The 17,518-nt window shown below is 37.5% G+C and carries 18 protein-coding genes; 16 read left to right on the plus strand and 2 right to left on the minus strand.

Annotated elements, in window-relative coordinates:
• Nucleotides 1–9: 9 nt before the first annotated feature.
• The 5 genes from HMPREF2988_RS01945 to HMPREF2988_RS01960 all read left to right on the plus strand — a co-directional run bounded on the left by HMPREF2988_RS01945 (nt 10) and on the right by HMPREF2988_RS01960 (nt 3,313).
• Nucleotides 10–645 (plus strand): HAD family hydrolase, encoded by a 636-nt coding sequence (locus tag HMPREF2988_RS01945; protein WP_070769892.1) that lies wholly within the window; start codon nt 10–12, stop codon nt 643–645.
• Between the two features lie 127 nt (nt 646–772).
• The gene (locus HMPREF2988_RS13935; protein WP_306807592.1) at nt 773–1,000 is read left to right on the plus strand and encodes a hypothetical protein; all 228 of its coding nucleotides are present in this window, start codon (nt 773–775) and stop codon (nt 998–1,000) included.
• A gap of 37 nt (nt 1,001–1,037) precedes the next feature.
• Nucleotides 1,038–1,679 (plus strand): YfbR-like 5'-deoxynucleotidase, encoded by a 642-nt coding sequence (locus HMPREF2988_RS01950; protein WP_002288886.1) that lies wholly within the window; start codon nt 1,038–1,040, stop codon nt 1,677–1,679.
• A gap of 42 nt (nt 1,680–1,721) precedes the next feature.
• A complete protein-coding gene (locus HMPREF2988_RS01955; protein WP_179294098.1) occupies nt 1,722–2,414 on the plus strand; it encodes a carbonic anhydrase family protein in 693 nt (230 codons plus the stop codon).
• The gene (locus HMPREF2988_RS01960) at nt 2,411–3,313 is read left to right on the plus strand and encodes a LysR family transcriptional regulator (RefSeq protein ID WP_002335705.1); all 903 of its coding nucleotides are present in this window, start codon (nt 2,411–2,413) and stop codon (nt 3,311–3,313) included. The genes HMPREF2988_RS01955 and HMPREF2988_RS01960 overlap by 4 nt, the downstream gene beginning before the upstream one ends.
• Nucleotides 3,314–3,494: 181 nt before the next feature.
• Here the strand turns inward: HMPREF2988_RS01960 and efbA are convergent, their stop codons facing one another.
• A complete protein-coding gene (gene efbA, locus HMPREF2988_RS01965; protein ID WP_070769893.1) occupies nt 3,495–5,201 on the minus strand; it encodes a fibronectin-binding protein EfbA in 1,707 nt (568 codons plus the stop codon).
• A gap of 188 nt (nt 5,202–5,389) precedes the next feature.
• Here efbA and HMPREF2988_RS01970 point away from each other — a divergent pair, with 188 nt between their 5' ends.
• The 11 genes from HMPREF2988_RS01970 to HMPREF2988_RS02020 all read left to right on the plus strand — a co-directional run bounded on the left by HMPREF2988_RS01970 (nt 5,390) and on the right by HMPREF2988_RS02020 (nt 15,800).
• Nucleotides 5,390–6,013: a hypothetical protein gene (locus HMPREF2988_RS01970; RefSeq protein WP_002315045.1), complete on the plus strand. Its 624-nt coding sequence runs from the start codon at nt 5,390–5,392 to the stop codon at nt 6,011–6,013.
• 449 nt (nt 6,014–6,462) lie between these two features.
• Nucleotides 6,463–7,512 (plus strand): tryptophan ABC transporter substrate-binding protein, encoded by a 1,050-nt coding sequence (gene trpX / locus HMPREF2988_RS01975; protein WP_002339299.1) that lies wholly within the window; start codon nt 6,463–6,465, stop codon nt 7,510–7,512.
• Nucleotides 7,509–8,390 carry an ABC transporter permease gene (locus tag HMPREF2988_RS01980; RefSeq protein WP_002309295.1) on the plus strand — a complete coding sequence of 294 codons (882 nt, stop codon included), beginning with the start codon at nt 7,509–7,511 and terminating at the stop codon, nt 8,388–8,390. Before trpX ends, HMPREF2988_RS01980 begins: the two co-directional genes overlap by 4 nt.
• Nucleotides 8,391–8,392: 2 nt before the next feature.
• The gene (locus HMPREF2988_RS01985) at nt 8,393–9,163 is read left to right on the plus strand and encodes an ABC transporter ATP-binding protein (protein WP_002335710.1); all 771 of its coding nucleotides are present in this window, start codon (nt 8,393–8,395) and stop codon (nt 9,161–9,163) included.
• Between the two features lie 278 nt (nt 9,164–9,441).
• Nucleotides 9,442–10,296, plus strand: a complete 855-nt coding sequence (aroE, locus tag HMPREF2988_RS01990; RefSeq protein ID WP_070769894.1) for a shikimate dehydrogenase — start codon at nt 9,442–9,444, stop codon at nt 10,294–10,296.
• 177 nt (nt 10,297–10,473) lie between these two features.
• Complete coding sequence (locus tag HMPREF2988_RS01995) at nt 10,474–11,637, plus strand: LCP family protein (RefSeq protein ID WP_070769895.1); 1,164 nt, start codon at nt 10,474–10,476, stop codon at nt 11,635–11,637.
• Nucleotides 11,638–11,747: 110 nt separating this feature from the next.
• Complete coding sequence (locus tag HMPREF2988_RS02000; RefSeq protein WP_070769896.1) at nt 11,748–12,158, plus strand: VOC family protein; 411 nt, start codon at nt 11,748–11,750, stop codon at nt 12,156–12,158.
• Nucleotides 12,159–12,332: 174 nt separating this feature from the next.
• The gene (gene topB / locus HMPREF2988_RS02005; protein WP_024636303.1) at nt 12,333–14,561 is read left to right on the plus strand and encodes a type IA DNA topoisomerase; all 2,229 of its coding nucleotides are present in this window, start codon (nt 12,333–12,335) and stop codon (nt 14,559–14,561) included.
• A gap of 170 nt (nt 14,562–14,731) precedes the next feature.
• Nucleotides 14,732–15,016: a hypothetical protein gene (locus tag HMPREF2988_RS02010; protein WP_002313773.1), complete on the plus strand. Its 285-nt coding sequence runs from the start codon at nt 14,732–14,734 to the stop codon at nt 15,014–15,016.
• A gap of 152 nt (nt 15,017–15,168) precedes the next feature.
• A complete protein-coding gene (locus tag HMPREF2988_RS02015) occupies nt 15,169–15,405 on the plus strand; it encodes an AbrB/MazE/SpoVT family DNA-binding domain-containing protein (RefSeq protein WP_002289715.1) in 237 nt (78 codons plus the stop codon).
• Nucleotides 15,402–15,800 carry a type II toxin-antitoxin system death-on-curing family toxin gene (locus HMPREF2988_RS02020; protein WP_070769897.1) on the plus strand — a complete coding sequence of 133 codons (399 nt, stop codon included), beginning with the start codon at nt 15,402–15,404 and terminating at the stop codon, nt 15,798–15,800. The genes HMPREF2988_RS02015 and HMPREF2988_RS02020 overlap by 4 nt, the downstream gene beginning before the upstream one ends.
• 658 nt (nt 15,801–16,458) lie before the next feature.
• Here HMPREF2988_RS02020 and HMPREF2988_RS02025 read toward each other — a convergent pair.
• Entirely contained in the window at nt 16,459–17,403 is a 945-nt protein-coding gene (locus HMPREF2988_RS02025) for an L-lactate dehydrogenase (protein WP_002329192.1), read from the minus strand.
• Between the last annotated feature and the right edge of the window lie 115 nt (nt 17,404–17,518).

Genomic DNA, 17,518 nt, shown 5'->3' on the forward strand with positions numbered 1-17,518 from the left:
GGAAGGTTTGTGAATTTAGGCATGATTTTTGATATGGATGGTGTCTTAATTGACTCAGAAAACTTTTATTTTGATCGACGTATGCAATTTTTCAAAGAAAAAAACATCCTACCAGGTTCGACGAATAAGTTGGATTTCGTTGGACTGACAGAAAATGGGATTTGGGAAGTATTGGTCTCAGAAAAAGACCAACGAGCTGATCTTAAAAAAGAATACCTTGCGTACCGGGAAAAACATCCTATTGACTTTAAAATAGCACTGCGAAAGGGTGCGGAAGACATCTTGGATTATTTAAAAAAGAAAAGTATCAAAATTGCTCTTGCTTCTTCTTCTCCGCAAAGAGAAATCGACAAAATGCTGACACAGAATGCTTTAGCACCATACTTCGATTTTGTCATTTCAGGGGAAAAGCTATCTAAAAGCAAACCACATCCAGAAATTTATCAAATCGCAGTAAATGCATTGGATGGTAGACATTGCATCGCAGTAGAAGATTCTCCTGTTGGTATTGCATCAGCAAAAGCAGCTAATTTATATACGATTGCATTAAAGCAAGATCTGCCCCTTGATCAGGCACAAGCAGATATCGTGATTGATGAGTTGAATGATATCATCCAAATAATCGAAACTTACGATATAGATTGATTCAACTCTCTGAAAAAGATTTAAATGCTCCGAAATTTCGTGAAATTTTTGAACAAGAATCTTAAGCATATAATTAATTGATTGTGAGAAAAAATGGCTATCAATCGATATAAAAACAATCTAAAAACTGATTGCGGGAAGCATCTTTTCATCAGGTATGAAAAGAAATTTCTATCGTAATCAGTTTTTGATTTTTGCAAAATTTATTTTGCTAAGACTGGTTAGCAGAGAGAAGAGAATAATCTCTTCTCTGCACTCTATTCTATCGAAATTTTCTCTATTTTTTGGTAAGCGAGCTGTTGCGAAAATGGAAAAGAGCGGAAATGTTGCGAATGTCAGTTATTTAATGATATGATATTCGGAAAAAGAAATCTCAAAGGGAGGTAACTTTTATGGGATTGAATGAATTTATTTTAGGATTGAACAATTTAGAAACGATCACAAGGGCACCTGGTTTTTTTAAATATACGGAGCATACAGTTGCAGCACATTCGTATCGTGTCGCGTCCATTGCGCAAGTTCTGGGAGATATTGAAGAAGCAAATGGGCAGCCAATCGATTGGAAACTGCTCTATGAAAAATCACTGAATCATGACTACACAGAACGTTTTATTGGTGATATCAAAACACCAGTGAAATATGCAAGCAAAGAATTAAGAGGGATGCTGCAAACAGTTGAAGAAAAGATGACGGACGAATTCATCAACCAAGAGATTCCAGCTGAGTTCCAAGAAGTTTATCGCCGTCGGTTGTTCGAAGGAAAAGATGAAACCGTAGAAGGAGAACTATTAGCCATTTCAGATAAGGTTGACCTTCTTTATGAGTCTTTTGATGAAATCATCAAAAATAATCCAGAAAAAGTTTACAAGGAGATGTTCATTGAGGCAGTGACTACTATCAAAAGCTTTGAACATCGGCCTTCTGTTCAGTATTTCTTTAAAGAAATATTTCCGGAACTATTGAACCAGGAATTTTATGGAAAAGAGGCGTTTTTAGAAACCGTCTCAACGATTGTAAAGAAAGAAGAAAAATAAAAACGATATGAGATGCAGGGGGAAGTATAGTTGAAAAAGAATATGGATGTCGAATGGGGCTATTCTGGAGACAGAGGTCCGGAAAATTGGGCGAATTTATGTGATTGGTTTGCGAGAGGTGCAGAATTTCCGTTGCAGTCACCTATTCATTTAACAAAAGGTGAAGAAATAAAAACGAAAGGAGATACACTTTCGTTTCATTATCAAAAGCAACGCTTTACTGACAAGGAATTCAAAAATACGATTCATTTAGTACCTTTTGATCAACTCAGTTATGTAGAGTTCAAGAAAGAACGCTATTATTTGACAGATATTCATTTCCACTTACCATCTGAACATATCATCGACGGGAACCAGGAAGATATTGAATTTCATTTTGTTCATATGAACAGCAAAAAAGAGAATCTGGTCGTGGGAGTCATGTATCAGTTAATGGAACAGGAAGGTTGGTTTTATGATCAAGAAAACGGAGAGAGATGGAATTTAGAAAAACATGAACACTGGGTAAATCCGGATGTCTTCTTTCCAGAGAAAAAAAGCCATTTTCATTATGTAGGTTCATTGACAACTCCACCTACCAGCGGGCCAATCCAATGGTTTGTGATGGATCATGTAGGAAAATTGAACCAAGAGTTTCTTCTACCCTTCAAAGGGCAGTATGCACAGCCGAACAACCGACCAATTCAACCCTTGAATGGAAGAGAAATTTATTATTTCGAGGAGTTTGAGGAATGAATATTCAACAAATGAAATATGTGGTCGCTGTGGCAAACAATGGTAGTTTCAGAGAAGCAGCAAAGAAAATGTTTGTTTCGCAGCCAAGTCTTTCAGCTGGTATCAAAGAATTAGAGACTGAGTTAGGAATTACGCTGTTTACTCGAACGAATCGAGGTGCATATTTAACAGAAGAAGGACAAGACTTCTTAAATCGTGCCGAAAAAATCTTGGTTCAGCTTGATACATTAGAAAGTCACTATCTAACGAGTGAAAAGAGAGACAATTTTTCAATCGCTGCCCAGCATTATGATTTCTTAGGTCCTTTGACCGCACAGCTACTCGAGGAATTCAAAGATGAAATCAAACAATTTCGGATCATGGAGACGACGACGGCGAGAGTGATCGAAGAAGTCAAAGAGCAGCATAGTGAAATCGGCATTATTTATATGAACGAGCATAATCAAGCTGGTATCAGAAGATATTTGCAACAAGGAGAACTAAGTGGCCGCAGCATTGGAAAATTTAAAACACACATTTTTTTAAGGCATGGACATCCGCTAGCTACACACGCAGAGATCACAAAAGAAGAATTGTTATCTTATCCTCAAGTTCGTTTTACACAGGATGGAAATAATTTTCCGTATTTTTATGAAGACCTTATCGAGATTCCTGATCAAGAAACAGTGATCTATACCAGTGATCGAGGGACTTTGATGAATATCGTTCTTGAAACTGATGCGTACGCTTCAGGGTCTGGTATTGTGATTGGAGGAATTCGTGAGCACTTGCGGTTAATCCCTTTAGCAGAAGGCGAACTAAATGAATTTTATATCATTTATTCGGCAAAGCGCCCACTCAGTGAAATCGCTCAAAGATTTATCAAAGAGCTTACTCGGTTACTGGACCAACAGAATTAAGAAAAGTAGACGGAACATCTGACTGATATTAAGTAGAAAGAACAGCCAAACAAAACAGTTTATTCGAAATAAGGGGTTGTGACACGAATTTTGTCCCAACCCCTCTTTTTATAGAAAGCAATCTATAACTGATTGCTTTTATGAAAAAGTACGAAAATATGATTCTAAGAAAATACATTCATTACCCGTTTTGTTTCATAGCTATAATTTTCTCTTCTTCTGGTGTTACGATGACTGTTTTCTGATTTTCATAAATGACGTAACCAGGTTTGGCACCATTTGGCTTGCGGATATGCTTCACTTGTACAAGATCAACTGGTACTTGGGCAGAGTATCGGTATTTTGAAAAATAGGCAGCTAACTCGGCTGCTTCGGTAATTGTTTCATCTGAAGGCTGATCACTTTTGATGATGACGTGCGAACCAGGGATATTCTTTGCATGGAGCCAATAATCGGTTTTCTTAGCTGTTTTCATTGTCAGCTGGTCATTTTGAAGATTGTTTTTACCGACAAGAATGAGCGTTCCGTCAGAAGAAAAGTATTGATCAGGCTGAGATGGTTTCTTTTTCTTTTGTTTTTTCTGTGTCTTCTTTTTCAAATAGCCCTCAGCAGTCAATTCTTCTTTGATTGCTTCGATATCCATCGGACCGGCAATTTCCAGTTGAGACAAGACAGATTCAAGATATTGGATTTCATCTTTGGCTTCTTGGATTTGTTCGCCAATCAACTTAACGGCGTTCTTCAGCTTTTGGTATCGATGGAAATATTTCTGTGCATTTTGATTTGGCGTCAGCGCCGGATCTAATGCTATTTTGATTGGCCGATCTTCTTCATAGTAATTAGGTAAAACAACTTCTTTTACGCCACGTGGCACTTGTGTCAGAAAGGTAGTAAGTAGTTCGCCATCTCTACGGTAATTCTCAGCGTTTTCGGATTCTTTGAGTGTTTGTTCACGTTTTTTCAATTTATTTTTATTTCGTTTTAGTTCATTTTCGATTTTTCGGATCAGTTCTCCGCCTTGTTGTTTTGCCCGATCTTTCTCCGCTTTTTCGTGATAATAGCTATCTAATAATTGACTGAGTGTTGGATAAGTTGTCACAGCAGATGCTTGTTCGGAAAATACCTGGTAGACAATCGGTGTAAAGAAATCTTTATTTGTCGTTTCGTAAAAAGTAGGAACAGGATGATTGATGATCGATGAGAAAAATTCGTCCCAAACAACCATTTTTTCATTAGGACGTTCAAGCAATCTCTTGGTCAGCTCTTGAGCAGTATCGAAACCGATTCCCTGAAACTGATGTTGGATTGCTTTTGGTTCTAGTTCAGTTTGAGAAAGTCGCTGAAAGATTTTTTCTTTATCGGAGCTAAATGGATTCAAGACCTCTTGTTTTGGCGGAGCAATGTATTCTACGCCGGGAAGCAAAGAACGATAAGTGTTTTGAGAGCTTCCTATGTGTTTGATCGCGTCCAATATTTTCCCAGTTTCTTGATTAACTAAGACGATCGTGCTATGACGTCCCATTAATTCAACGATCAATATGATATTCTGTAGATCGCCCAACTCGTTGCGCTTAGCAAAGTGAAAATGGATCACTCGATCGTTTTCGATTTGTTCGATGTTTTCTAAAATAGCACCATCCAAATACTTTCGAAGCATCATCACGAAGTTAGGTGGATTATCAGGATTCTGATAATCGATTTGGGTAATCTGTACACGAGCATAACTAGGGTGCGCAGATAATAATAATCGATGGTTTTTGCCGCGTGAACGAATCACCAGCACGATTTCATTTTCATAAGGCTGATGGATTTTCGAGATCCGGCCAGATAGTAACGTTTCACGCAATTCGTTGACCATCGCATGGGTAAATACACCATCAAAGGACATGGTTCATTCCTCATTTCTTTTCATAAGTATATTCATTATAACGAAAAAAAGAAGAAAAACCAATTTGACCGAATAGTAAAGCAAAAGTCTAGAAAAACTTGGACCAATTACATAAAAAACAGTGTTTCTATCGTTGAAATCCAAATTTTTAGGTATAATAAAAAATAGGAGAAAAAGTAGAAAAGAAGGTGTTTGTTATTTGGGAAGCAGTTAAATCGAGAGTACAAGAAATGAATGATCATTTCTCAGTGTCATTCGCAGAAAATCCAAGTAAGTATTTTCGACGTCTTGTGTTTCTGCTCATCTTATCATTGCTGCTAACAATTGCGATGTTTTTGTTGCCGGAAAAAATCCGAGAAGAGCAAGTAAATAGTCTCGTTTATTCATCCATACCAACCAGTAAATTAAAACCTTTTGCTTACAGCCAAGCGGATCAGAAAATCAAACAAAGCCGAGCGATATCGGTGATGTTCAGCAAACCGAACGGGAAAACCTATCAGGATGTGCTGGATGTCTTTAATGATCCTGAGCTTATGGAAGAATTGAATCGACCGATCTTTTATTATCCGATCGTTTATGATGTACATGAACTGGAACAAAAATATAACATACGAACGGATGAAGTGACATTTATTTTCTTTGATGGAGGAAAAGAAGCAAATCGGATAACTGCGGGTAAGGGAGGAATAACTGATTTTGATAAGGAGTTGATCCCTGAGCTGAATCGACTACCGTTAGCCAATATCAAACAATTAGAAGAAGAAATGGATAGAACAGGAACAGCTTCCCCAAATGCCGAGACTGCTAATTGAGTCGTTAGCGTGATGAAATGGTGGCTCTATATAGTGCTATTTTTAATTATCAGAACAAGTGATGTTTGATCTTCAAAATAACAAATGAAAAAAATGAAAAATATAGTTGACGAAATTCAAAAATTCGATTAGACTTAAATCAATTCTTAAGGAAAGGGTGACCTGTAATGAACTTATCAAAACGTATTTCAGCAGAGAACAAAAAAAATTGGCGCAGCTGGCGTAGATAAGTTGTATTAATGGTGAAACTTTCCCATAGATACAACTTTTTAGAGTGCATTTCTAAAGCTTGTATCTATGCTAGACATGAACGTTGACTGCCGCATAGATCCTATCTATGCGGTTTTTTGTGTAAAGACAATGACCGTTTTGGCCATTGTCTTTTTTTGTAGACTGGATACTTGCCTGATTATAATAAATAAAAAGATTGACTTTGCAGGAGGAAAAAAATGAAAAACAAACGTTTAATAACAGTTGTAGTAATTATTTTAGTTTATTTAGCAGGTGCATTTATTTATGGAAAAGCCTCAGGCGAAAAAGAAAGTACTTCGACGAACCAGACAAAGAAAACAACAGTTGTCGGGGTATTGCAATATGTGAGCCATCCGGCATTAGATGAGATTTATCGAGGGATCAAAGATGGCCTGAAAGAAGAAGGATTAAAAGAAGGAGAAAATCTTGAAATCAAATTTCAAAATGGACAAGCCGATCAGAGCAAGCTAGCCACAATGAGTCAACAACTAGTACAATCCGATCCTGATGTTTTGATCGGAATCGCAACGCCTGCTGCTCAATCATTAGCAAACACGACTTCGTCCATCCCCGTTGTATTAGGTGCTGTAACGGATCCTGTGGGGGCTGGATTAGTTGCTTCTTTAGAGAAACCTGGTGGAAATGTGACAGGTGTTTCTGATCAGCCGCCTGTTGCTTCACAAATCAAGCTTGCTTCTGATTTGCTGCCAAATGCAAAAAAAGCCGGAATCTTGTATGCTTCTTCGGAAGATAATTCAAAGTACCAAGTAGCACAAGCGGAAGAAGCTGCAAAAAAAGAAGGGTTAGAAGCAGTAAAATATGCGGTGCCTTCCACTAACGAGATTGCACAAACGGTTCAAGTGATGAGCCGACAAGTCGATTTTATCTATGTTCCATTAGACAATACGATTGCCAATGCTATGCAGACAGTGGTGAAAGAAGCGAATAAAGCAAATATCCCCGTCATTCCTTCTGTTGATACAATGGTAGAACAAGGCGGACTAGCAACAATCGGGATCAATCAATATCAATTAGGGCTTCAAAGCGGTAAGATGGCGGCAGAACTTGCGAGCGGAAAAGAAAAACCGGAAACGACGCCTGTTTATACGTTTGATCAAGGGGATACAGTGATCAATCAATCTCAGGCTGATCGCTTAGGAATCACGATTCCCCAATCGATGAAAGAAAAAGCCAAAATCATTACAGATGAGTCGCAACAAGAAACATCTAAGGAGGATGACAAATGATCGTATCAGCTATTTCACAAGGCATGCTTTGGGCAATATTAGGATTAGGGATTTTCATGACCTATCGGATCTTAGATTTTCCTGATATGACGACAGAAGGGTCCTTCCCATTAGGTGCTGCTGTCTGTGTGACAGCTATCACTCATGGGGTAGCACCGATTTTAGCTACGTTATTGGGCGTAGGCGCTGGTATGGTAGCAGGACTCATTACAGGGTTACTTTATACAAAAGGAAAGATACCGGTTATTCTAGCAGGGATTTTAGTGATGTCAGGATTGAACTCAGTTATTTTGTTTGTGATGCGAACACCAAATCTTTCTTTATTGAATCATCCGATTCTGCAAGACAGCTTCCATCGCTTTGGGTTACCGGATTACTTTGACACAGTCCTTCTTGGCTTCATCTCTTTGGGCATCTTGATTGCTGTACTGCTATTCTTCTTCAATACAGATTTAGGTCAAGGCTATATTGCGACAGGAGACAACGAAACGATGGCTCGGTCGTTAGGGATAAAAACCGATCGTATGAAAATTTTAGGTTTGACTTTGTCTAACGGTGTCATTGCGTTATCCGGTGCGCTGATTGCCCAGAATGACGGATATGCAGATGTAAATAAAGGGATTGGCGTGATCGTCATCGGTCTTGCTTCCATCATCATCGGTGAAGTGATTTTCCAAGAATTGACGCTAGCAGAAAGATTGATTGCTATTGTTGTCGGCAGTATCATTTATCAGCTATTGATCTTAGTAGTAATCAAACTAGGGTTTGACACGACTTATCTGAAGTTGTTCTCCGCTATCATCTTAGCTATTTGTCTGATGATCCCGCAATTGAAGAAAGCACTGAACTTAAAAACGGGTTTTGAGAAGGAGGCCTAGTAATGACAGATATATTGACAATCAAAAACGGCAGAAAAGTCGTAAACAATGGAATGAATGAAGAGAAAGTGCTATTGGATGAAATCAACCTTACAATCAGAGAAGGGGACTTCATCACTGTCCTTGGAGGGAATGGTGCTGGAAAAAGCACATTGTTCAATACGATTGCTGGTACGCTTCAACTCAGTCAAGGATCGATCTCTTTTAAAGATCAGCTGATCACAAAAGATTCAGAAGAAAAAAGAGCACGATTCCTTTCTCGGGTTTTCCAAGACCCTAAGATGGGAACGGCACCCCGGATGACTGTAGCAGAAAATCTGCTGCTTGCACAAAAAAGAGGACAAAAGCGGAAATTCCGTTTACGTAACTTGAAAAATCAAAAAGAAGATTTTTTCAGACTATGTCAAGAAGTCGGTAATGGCCTAGAACAACATTTGGATACTCCAGCAGGGGAATTATCTGGCGGTCAACGGCAAGCATTAAGTTTGCTGATGGCGACGATCACGGCTCCTGAACTACTGTTATTAGATGAACATACTGCCGCTTTAGATCCTAAAACAGCTAAAGCATTAATGCAGTTAACAAATCAGCGGATCAATGAACAAAAATTGACTTGTCTCATGATCACGCATCGAATGGAAGACGCCTTGAAATACGGAAATCGTCTGATCGTACTCCAAAAAGGAAAAATCGTTCAGGATCTTTCTGAAAAAGAAAAGCAACATTTGACAATGAGCGACCTTTTGCAGTTCTTTGAAGAAGTAGTGGATTGATTTCGACAGAAAAATCCCTTTCAGTAGAAGAACTTGAAAACTCATTGACATCTTCCTTTGATTCATCCTATACTTAAAACAATAAGCAATTGAACATATTTGGGTGTTTTGTAGGATCACGTAGTCAATGATTTCAACAATTAAATAGAATATTCTTTGCTCTGACAAATAGACGATGAGAAAAGAATTTGCTACTTTGCCACCTAGACGTTTCGTACTTTTTCGTATCAAACGCTAAGTGGCTTTTTTTATTGAAGTAAGAACAAAGGAGGAATAAGATGATTTCTGGAAAAACCAAATTAGCTGGGCTCTTTGCTGATCCAGCTTCTCACAGTTTATCTCCATTGATGCACAATACTGCTTTTGAAGCAAGCGATATCGATGCGGTGTATTTAGCTTTCAAAGTAAATCCAATGAATTTGAAGCAAGCAGTCGAAAGTATTCGAACTTTTGATATGTTAGGTGTAAACCTTTCGATGCCGAATAAAACAGCGGTTATTCCTTACCTAGATGAGGTAAGCCAGGAAGCACAATTGATCGGAGCAGTGAATACGATCGTGCACGAAAAGGGACGTTTGATTGGCTATAATACCGATGGTGCGGGATTCATGCAATCCGTGCAAGAAGCTGGAATTTCGGCCAAAAAGAAAAAAATGACTCTGCTGGGCGCTGGAGGTGCAGCAAAGGCAGTTACTGTTCAAGCGGCGTTAGACGGCGCTGAGGAAATCGTAGTTTATAAACGAAACAACCAAACATTCGCTCAAGTAAAAGAAACATTCGAACAACTCAGCTATCGAACTTCTTGTAAGATAAAAGTTCGTGACTTTGCCGATACGGGTCAATTAAGAAAAGACTTGAAAGAAAGCTGCCTTCTAGTCAATGCAACAGATATCGGGATGGGAAAGAAAATCGATCAGTCACCGCTCTTAGATATAAACATGATGCATGAGAATCTAGTGGTTTTTGATTTGATTTATGCACCTAGAGAAACACGTTTATTAAAAGAAGCAAAAAAAGTAGGAGCAAAAGGATACAATGGACTTGGCATGTTGATCTACCAAGGAGCAATCGCGTTTGAATTATGGACAAAGGAAAAGATGCCGATCCATGTGATTGAAAAGCTGTTTGAATAAAAAAGGATAATAGATAAAGATTGTTTATTCTCGCATAAACGGTCTCAAGAAAAGTAATCCTTTATGTATCGAAGCATTTATTTCGTTATTTTTTATTAAATTATCAAAAAATGATAGGCTTTTGTCGATTGGTTATCGTATCCTTTATTTATCAGTAAGAAACGAGGAGGAACCACAATGAGTCGGATGGATCGCTATAAGGACATCCATAAGAAGGCGAAACCTCTGAAGCGGGATACGGGGAGTATTTTTGCTAGAAGAGAACGAAAACGAACGCGTATGGAAAATGAGGAAGATGCTACCCGTATTTATGAAAGAGAGCAGCATTCATTTGAACATTTGAACCAACATGAACAACAGATATATAGAGATGCACCAAGAGCAGAAGAACAACAAAAAAATAAAAAATTTTTCAATCGGCAAAAGAAGAACAAACCGTTGAAACCTCGAAGAAAGCGATCGTGGAAAAAAATCATTCTATCGATTTTGCTTGTTTTGATCCTTTATTCAGGTATCTCATTTTTTATTGGTAAATATGTAGCTGAACATGACACAAGCTTAGAGGCAGCGACTTCAGAAACCTTTCATGGGCAAAAAGCGACGAATGGTGCGCATAATATTTTGATCCTTGGGAGTGATACACGCGGAGAAGATGCCGGGCGAGCCGATACGATCATGGTCTTACAGTTGGATGGTCCTTCCCATAAGCCGAAACTGATTTCTTTTATGCGTGACAGCTTCGTTACGATCCCAGGGGCAGGACAAAATAAGATTAATTCAGCTTATGCATACGGAGGAGCCGATTTAGTGCGTCAGACTTTAGTAGAAAATTTTGGAATCAATTGTCAATACTATGCGAAAGTCGATTTCAAGTCGTTTGAAAAAGTGATCGATGCCTTGTTCATGAACGGAGTGAAGATCGATGCAGAAAAAGATCTGAATCTGGATGGTGTAGATATTAAAAAAGGGGTCCAGAAGATGGATGGACATGTTCTTTTGCAATATGCACGTTTCCGAATGGATGAAGAAGGAGACTTTGGCCGTGTCAGACGCCAACAGCAAGTAATGAACGCTATTTTCAGCCAATTGAAGAATCCATTGAATCTGATCCGTGCACCTTATGCAGCTGGTAAAGCTTTAGGGTATACATCCACAGATGTCACTGCTTGGTTCTTGACGAAAAATCTCTTTTCGATTGCACGAGGAGCTGGTGGCATTGATCGAATAAGTGTGCCAGTAGACGGTTCGTGGAATTATGGGCAAAGTGATTATGCTGGCAGTATTCTTGAAATTGATAATCAAATGAATCAAGCTGCTATTACAGATTTTTTGAATAAATGATCATAAAAAAGATCAAGAAGACAAGGCTTTTGTCATGAATCAATCAAACGATTCACTCGTAAAAAACGCTTTCTTATGGTAGATTATAACCAAGAAAGGAGCTGTTTTCATTGGATATCTATCTGAACTTCAAAAATGAGTCTCGTGAAGTCATCGCATTTTATGAAAAAGTTTTTGAGACTGAAGCATCAGGTATCACCACATACGGTGAAATGCCTGGAATAGAACAAATGAACTTGCCAGAAGAAGCAAAAAATCTAATCACGAATGCACGGTTGAACATTTATGATACATTAGTTATGTTTGCAGATACGCCAGAAGGAATCGGTCCTGAATTGATTGTTGGAAATAATGTTTCTTTAGTCATCCAAACAAGAAATGAAGAAGAAACGAAGCGCCTATTTGAAAGCTTAGCTGAGGGTGGTAAGATTGAGATGCCGCTGGATACTGTTCCGTGGGCTCAATTGTATGGGATGGTAACTGATCGATTTGGTATCAACTGGCAGATTAACCAAGAGTGACAGCTAAAGATGAATATTTTCTAGAAACATCAAGCAGCAAACGGAACATCGTTTGTTTGCTTGATGTTTTTTGTGCCTGTTTCGACTATACGGTATCTTTTTTTTATTGCCAGATGCGAAAATATGTTCCATAATAGAGAAGTCCGCAAAAAATCAAGTAACGGAGGTCAGAAGATGAAGACGGTGATACTAGCTGAAAAACCTTCACAAGCAAAAGCCTATGCCGAAACCTTCCAACAGCGAAAGCGGCATGAAGGGTATTATGAAATCAGCGATCCATTGTTTGCTGGTGAAGTAACCATCACTTATGGTTTTGGACATTTGGTAGATATGGTTGCTCCAGGAGCTTATGAAGAGCGTTGGGCAAAATGGTCGTTAGAAAATTTGCCTATTTTCCCAGAAACCTTCCGTTACGAAGTTCCAAGGGACAAACGTGCGCAATTTTCGATCGTAAAGCGAGAGTTACAGTCAGCCGATACCATTATTATTGCAACAGATGGTGATCGAGAAGGTGAAGCCATCGCGTGGTCGATTATTCGACAAGCAAACGCATTTTCTAAGGAAAAGAACTATTTACGTTTATGGATCAATTCTCTTGAAAAAGAAGCAATATATGAAGGTTTTAAGAATCTCCAACCTGGAAAGAACTATTTTCCAAAATATAAAGAAGCGCAAGCAAGGCAGAATGCTGATTGGCTGATTGGAATGAACGGAAGCCCATTATATAGCTTACTGCTTCAACGAAAAGGGATTGATGGTAGTTTTTCTCTTGGTCGTGTACAAACGCCGACACTCTACATGATTTATCAGCTGCAAGAAGAAATCAAACACTTCAAAAAAGAAACGTACTTTGAAGGAGAAGGTTTAATTACGACAAACAAAGGACAGTTTTCAGGAAAAATCGTACCAAAAAAAGCATTTAAAACACAAGAAGAGTTAACGAAGGAAATAGAGAAATTCGGAGCACATTTAGGTAAGCAAAACGGAAGGATTCTTGAAGTTACGAAAAAGGAAAAGAGGTTGCATAGCCCACGTTTATTTTCGCTATCTAGTTTGCAGACAAAGATGAATCAGCTAATGAAAGCAAGTGCTAAAGCCACACTTGATGCTGCTCAAGGATTGTATGAAAGCAAATTTCTAAGCTATCCAAGAACGGATTCCTTTTACATCACAGAAAATGAGCATCAGTATCTGGTTAAACATCTGCAAAACTATAAAAAGTTTTTAGGAATAGAAGAAGTACAGACAACTGAGATCAGAGCAAAGAAACGGTATGTCGATGCGAAAAAAGTTCAAGAACATCACGCAATCATTCCGACAAAAACGATTCCGACTCCTGCACGCTTTGCGAAGCTATCTAAATTACAGCAAGCAATCTATTTGCAAGTCTTACGTACCACTGTGGCTATGTTTGCCGCAGATTATATTTATGAAGAGACGACTGTAATGACCGGTGTACAGCAATTAAAGCTAAAAAGTATCGGAAAGATCCCATTACAGCAAGGGTGGCAGGAAATCTTGCGCATCAAGTCAAAAAAGAAAGAAGCTCAGACTCTTCCTCCTATCGTAGAAAATGAAGAAGCAGAAGTAGAGCTGAAAAGTATGGAGAAAGAAACACAACCTCCGAAACCCTATACCGAAGGAACCTTAATCACAGCAATGAAAACTGCGGGAAAAACGCTGGATAATGATGAAGCGCAAGAAATCCTCAAAGAAGTAGAAGGAATAGGGACCGAAGCTACGCGGGCCAATATCATTGAAAATCTTAAGCAGAAACATTACATCGAAGTCAATAAAAACGAAATAATCGTTACGCCAAAAGGAATCACTCTTTGTAAGGCAGTAGCTAATGAACCATTGCTGACAAGTGCAGAAATGACTGCACGCTGGGAAGGATACTTGAGAAAAATTGGTAACCAAGAAGGGACGCCATCTGTTTTTTTAGAAAACATCAAAAAATTCATCTTACATTTATTGGCAGAAGTACCTAATCAAATCGATAAGGTAGATTTCTCAGATGAGATCAGCGGAACACGCCAGATAAAAGCGATGGAGAAGAAAAACGATCAATTAGGAAGATGTCCAAAATGTAAAAAAGGGATAGTCATGCTTTATCCTAAAATCGCTACATGCTTGAACCCAGAATGTGACTTCAAATTGTGGCCAACAGTAGCTAAAAAGAAGCTGACTAAAACAAATCTCAGAGATTTGCTTTCAAAAGGAAAGACAAGTAAAGTTGTCAAAGGTTTTACTGGTAAAAAAGGGAAATTCGATGCAGTTTTAGTATTAAAAGAAGATATGACGATCGGTTTTTCTTTTCCATGGATCGAAAACAGCGGAACAAAAGCAGTTGATGGAAACAAAGAAACATCAAGAAAAAATAATGAAAACGAAGTAGAGTAAATGAAAACAATGAAATAGCAGAATATTTATTCCGAAAAGCGAGAATATAAATACCAATAAAACCAAAAAACATCAGTCAATCAAGCAAAAATGTTGGGGGAGGCTGATTTTATATAGATAGCAAGGAGTTTTTTTATTTGAAAAAAGTGCATTCATTTTTAAATTATCTTATGGGAGCAATCACGATTGTGGCTGTGTATCAAGCATTTCTAAAGTATCCTGATTACGGGACGAAGTTGTTGTCATTGACGCACAATCAAACAGCATATTCACCAACGCTGATTTTATCGACTTTGACTGCAGGAGCTAAAAGCGCTACTTATTTTTTTCATAAAACGACAAGCATGCTGAAACGAAAGAAACAGCGTAAACAATTATTGATGGTGGTAGGGGCTATGATCATTATTTATTTCCTACCAGTTATTACGCAAGTATTCCATCAATATTTTGGTTAAGAATACGAGAGTTTGTGACAAAAGTCATGTCACAAACTTTTTCTTTACCATTTTTTCGTAAGAAAAAGCAAATCAATAGTATATACATTGATTAAATGTATATACTTGGATATAATGTACTTACTATAGAACGGTATAGAGGGTGGCGAAATATGAAAAAAATGAAAAAGTATAAAATTAGAAAATCCGGCAATAGCGATGTAACAACTATCCCACCAGAAGTAAAAGAATTCATGGGTGTGCAGACGGGTGACGCAATCAGTTATGTTTTTCAATCTGATGGTTCTGTACGAATGATCAAAGCACAAGAAGAACCTGATATTGATTCATTAGTTGATTCGATCATGAATCAATATGAAGACGCGTTAAAAGATTTGGTTGATTTATGAGGTATCTTTCGACTAAAGAAATTATCAAAATCAACGCAAAAGTTATTTTACGTTACTCACCAGGCGAAATGATTGGTGTAAAAGATGCTAATGCATTAGATATGGCTGTTAAACAGCCTTCACAAGCAGTATTTAATCAAGAACTCTATCCCGAAGTCTATGAAAAAGCGGCGATTTTAGCAATTAATTTAGCTAAAAAACATCCTTTTCATAATGGTAATAAACGAACTGCTCTTGTTGCCATGTTGTTGTTTCTTCAACTGAATAATTGTCCAGTTGCTTTTTCTCGTCAAGAAGCTGTTGATTTTATCATAATGATTACCACTAGTTCATTGGATTTCGATTCACTGAAGTCTAAGATAACCAATTATTTACGACAAATCGCAATAAAATGAACGAATTAAAAACTTTATTTCTTAAAAAATCAGCATGTCATTAAAGAATATGCTGATTTTTTGTATGGTTGTTCATACAAAAAAGTTTTTTCATAAATATATGGATTAATTTTGAAATAATTGATTTAAAAGGAATACAAAAGAGTGAATAGTAGGAAATAGTGGTTTAGAACTAGTGGATTGATTTTTTATATATTTTAGTTTACATAATATATATTATACAAAGTAGTTTTAAAAAATAATAAGCCTCTCTCGAACGGTTTTTTATTAAAAATCGTCGTTTTTCCATCAAAATCTACTTGTGCAAAATTATAAAAAAATTTTGCAGTTTTTCTTACTTTTTCAGCGTTTAATTAAATGATAAAAACCATTTTCTTTATACAGTTAATCAGATTACGACTCACTGTATTTATGTTTGCCATCACTGAAGGATTTTTAATCACATAGATAAATCATTTACTTAAGTTTTAGTTGTCATTGATATCGATTCGATTATTTAATCAGCAGATTACATTTCATACGTATGGATCATTTTCGACCGAATCGATTATAATCATTCCGTTTATTTGCTTACCTATAGATATCAATAAAAAACCTGCTTAACAGCTGAAATATCTGTTAAGCAGGTTTTGATTTTTTAGTTCTTACTCATTATCTCTTATAATACAGTGTTCAATACTTCTCTTAAAGCACTTGTTGATTTGCTGAACATTGCTTTTTCTTCTTCGTTGATGGACAATTCAACAACTTCACGAACGCCATTTTCGTCAACGATTGATGGCACACCTGTAAAGATATCTTTTTCGTTGTATTCACCAGTTAAGTAAGCAGATACAGGCAATACAGCTTGTTCGTTATTCAAGATAGCTTTTACGATACGTGCAGTACTCATACCAATACCATAATAAGTTGCTTTTTTACGATCAATGATCTCATAAGCAGCATTACGAACTTTATCAGCAATTACATCTAATTCGTCTTTTGCGATACGATGATCTTTTTCTACAATTTCAAAAACTGGTTTACCACCAACAGTTGTATGTGACCATGCAGCAACTTCTGAATCACCATGTTCACCTAAGATATAGCCGTGAACGCTACGTGGGTCTACTTTTAATTTCAATGCGATTTCTTTACGGAAACGAGTTGTATCCAATGTTGTACCAGTACCGATAACACGTGATGTTGGCAGGCCTGATTCGTTCCAAGCGATATATGTCAAAATATCTACTGGATTTGAAGCAACAACGATAATTCCGTCGAATCCTGATCCCATGATTTCTTTGACGATTTGGCGCATGATTGACGCATTTGTCTTAACTAAATCTAAACGAGATTGGCCAGGTTTTTGGTTGATACCAGCTGTGATAACAACGATATCTGCATCTTTACATTCTTCATAACCGCCTGACCATACAGCAACGTTTTCATCGCCCCAAGCCATACCATCTAAAAGATCCAGTGCTTCCCCTTCTGCTTTTTCTTGGTTCACATCGATCAAGACTAATTCATTAGAGATTCCTTGGTTGATCATTGCATAAGCGATACTTGTTCCAACAAAACCTGTACCGACGATTACTACTTTACGACTTGTTTTTTTCATGAATAAACAGCTCCTTTTTCATAACTATTTGTTACTTTCATGGAAATTATAGTCTTGTTTATTCATTTTATCAATATGTTAATTATAATAGCTGTTATTATAATTTTTGATGGAA

The organism is Enterococcus sp. HMSC061C05 (genome assembly GCF_001814765.1).
Lineage (GTDB): Bacteria > Bacillota > Bacilli > Lactobacillales > Enterococcaceae > Enterococcus_B > Enterococcus_B lactis.

Coding starts and splice junctions, on each gene's coding strand:
- HMPREF2988_RS01950 (WP_002288886.1), top strand. CDS start 1,038: ATGGGATTGAATGAATTTATTTTAGGATTGAACAATTTAGAAACGATC.
- HMPREF2988_RS01955 (WP_179294098.1), top strand. CDS start 1,722: ATGGATGTCGAATGGGGCTATTCTGGAGACAGAGGTCCGGAAAATTGG.
- HMPREF2988_RS01960 (WP_002335705.1), top strand. CDS start 2,411: ATGAATATTCAACAAATGAAATATGTGGTCGCTGTGGCAAACAATGGT.
- efbA (WP_070769893.1), bottom strand. CDS start 5,201: ATGTCCTTTGATGGTGTATTTACCCATGCGATGGTCAACGAATTGCGT.
- trpX (WP_002339299.1), top strand. CDS start 6,463: ATGAAAAACAAACGTTTAATAACAGTTGTAGTAATTATTTTAGTTTAT.
- HMPREF2988_RS01980 (WP_002309295.1), top strand. CDS start 7,509: ATGATCGTATCAGCTATTTCACAAGGCATGCTTTGGGCAATATTAGGA.
- HMPREF2988_RS01985 (WP_002335710.1), top strand. CDS start 8,393: ATGACAGATATATTGACAATCAAAAACGGCAGAAAAGTCGTAAACAAT.
- aroE (WP_070769894.1), top strand. CDS start 9,442: ATGATTTCTGGAAAAACCAAATTAGCTGGGCTCTTTGCTGATCCAGCT.
- HMPREF2988_RS01995 (WP_070769895.1), top strand. CDS start 10,474: ATGAGTCGGATGGATCGCTATAAGGACATCCATAAGAAGGCGAAACCT.
- topB (WP_024636303.1), top strand. CDS start 12,333: ATGAAGACGGTGATACTAGCTGAAAAACCTTCACAAGCAAAAGCCTAT.
- HMPREF2988_RS02010 (WP_002313773.1), top strand. CDS start 14,732: ATGGGAGCAATCACGATTGTGGCTGTGTATCAAGCATTTCTAAAGTAT.
- HMPREF2988_RS02015 (WP_002289715.1), top strand. CDS start 15,169: ATGAAAAAAATGAAAAAGTATAAAATTAGAAAATCCGGCAATAGCGAT.
- HMPREF2988_RS02020 (WP_070769897.1), top strand. CDS start 15,402: ATGAGGTATCTTTCGACTAAAGAAATTATCAAAATCAACGCAAAAGTT.
- HMPREF2988_RS02025 (WP_002329192.1), bottom strand. CDS start 17,403: ATGAAAAAAACAAGTCGTAAAGTAGTAATCGTCGGTACAGGTTTTGTT.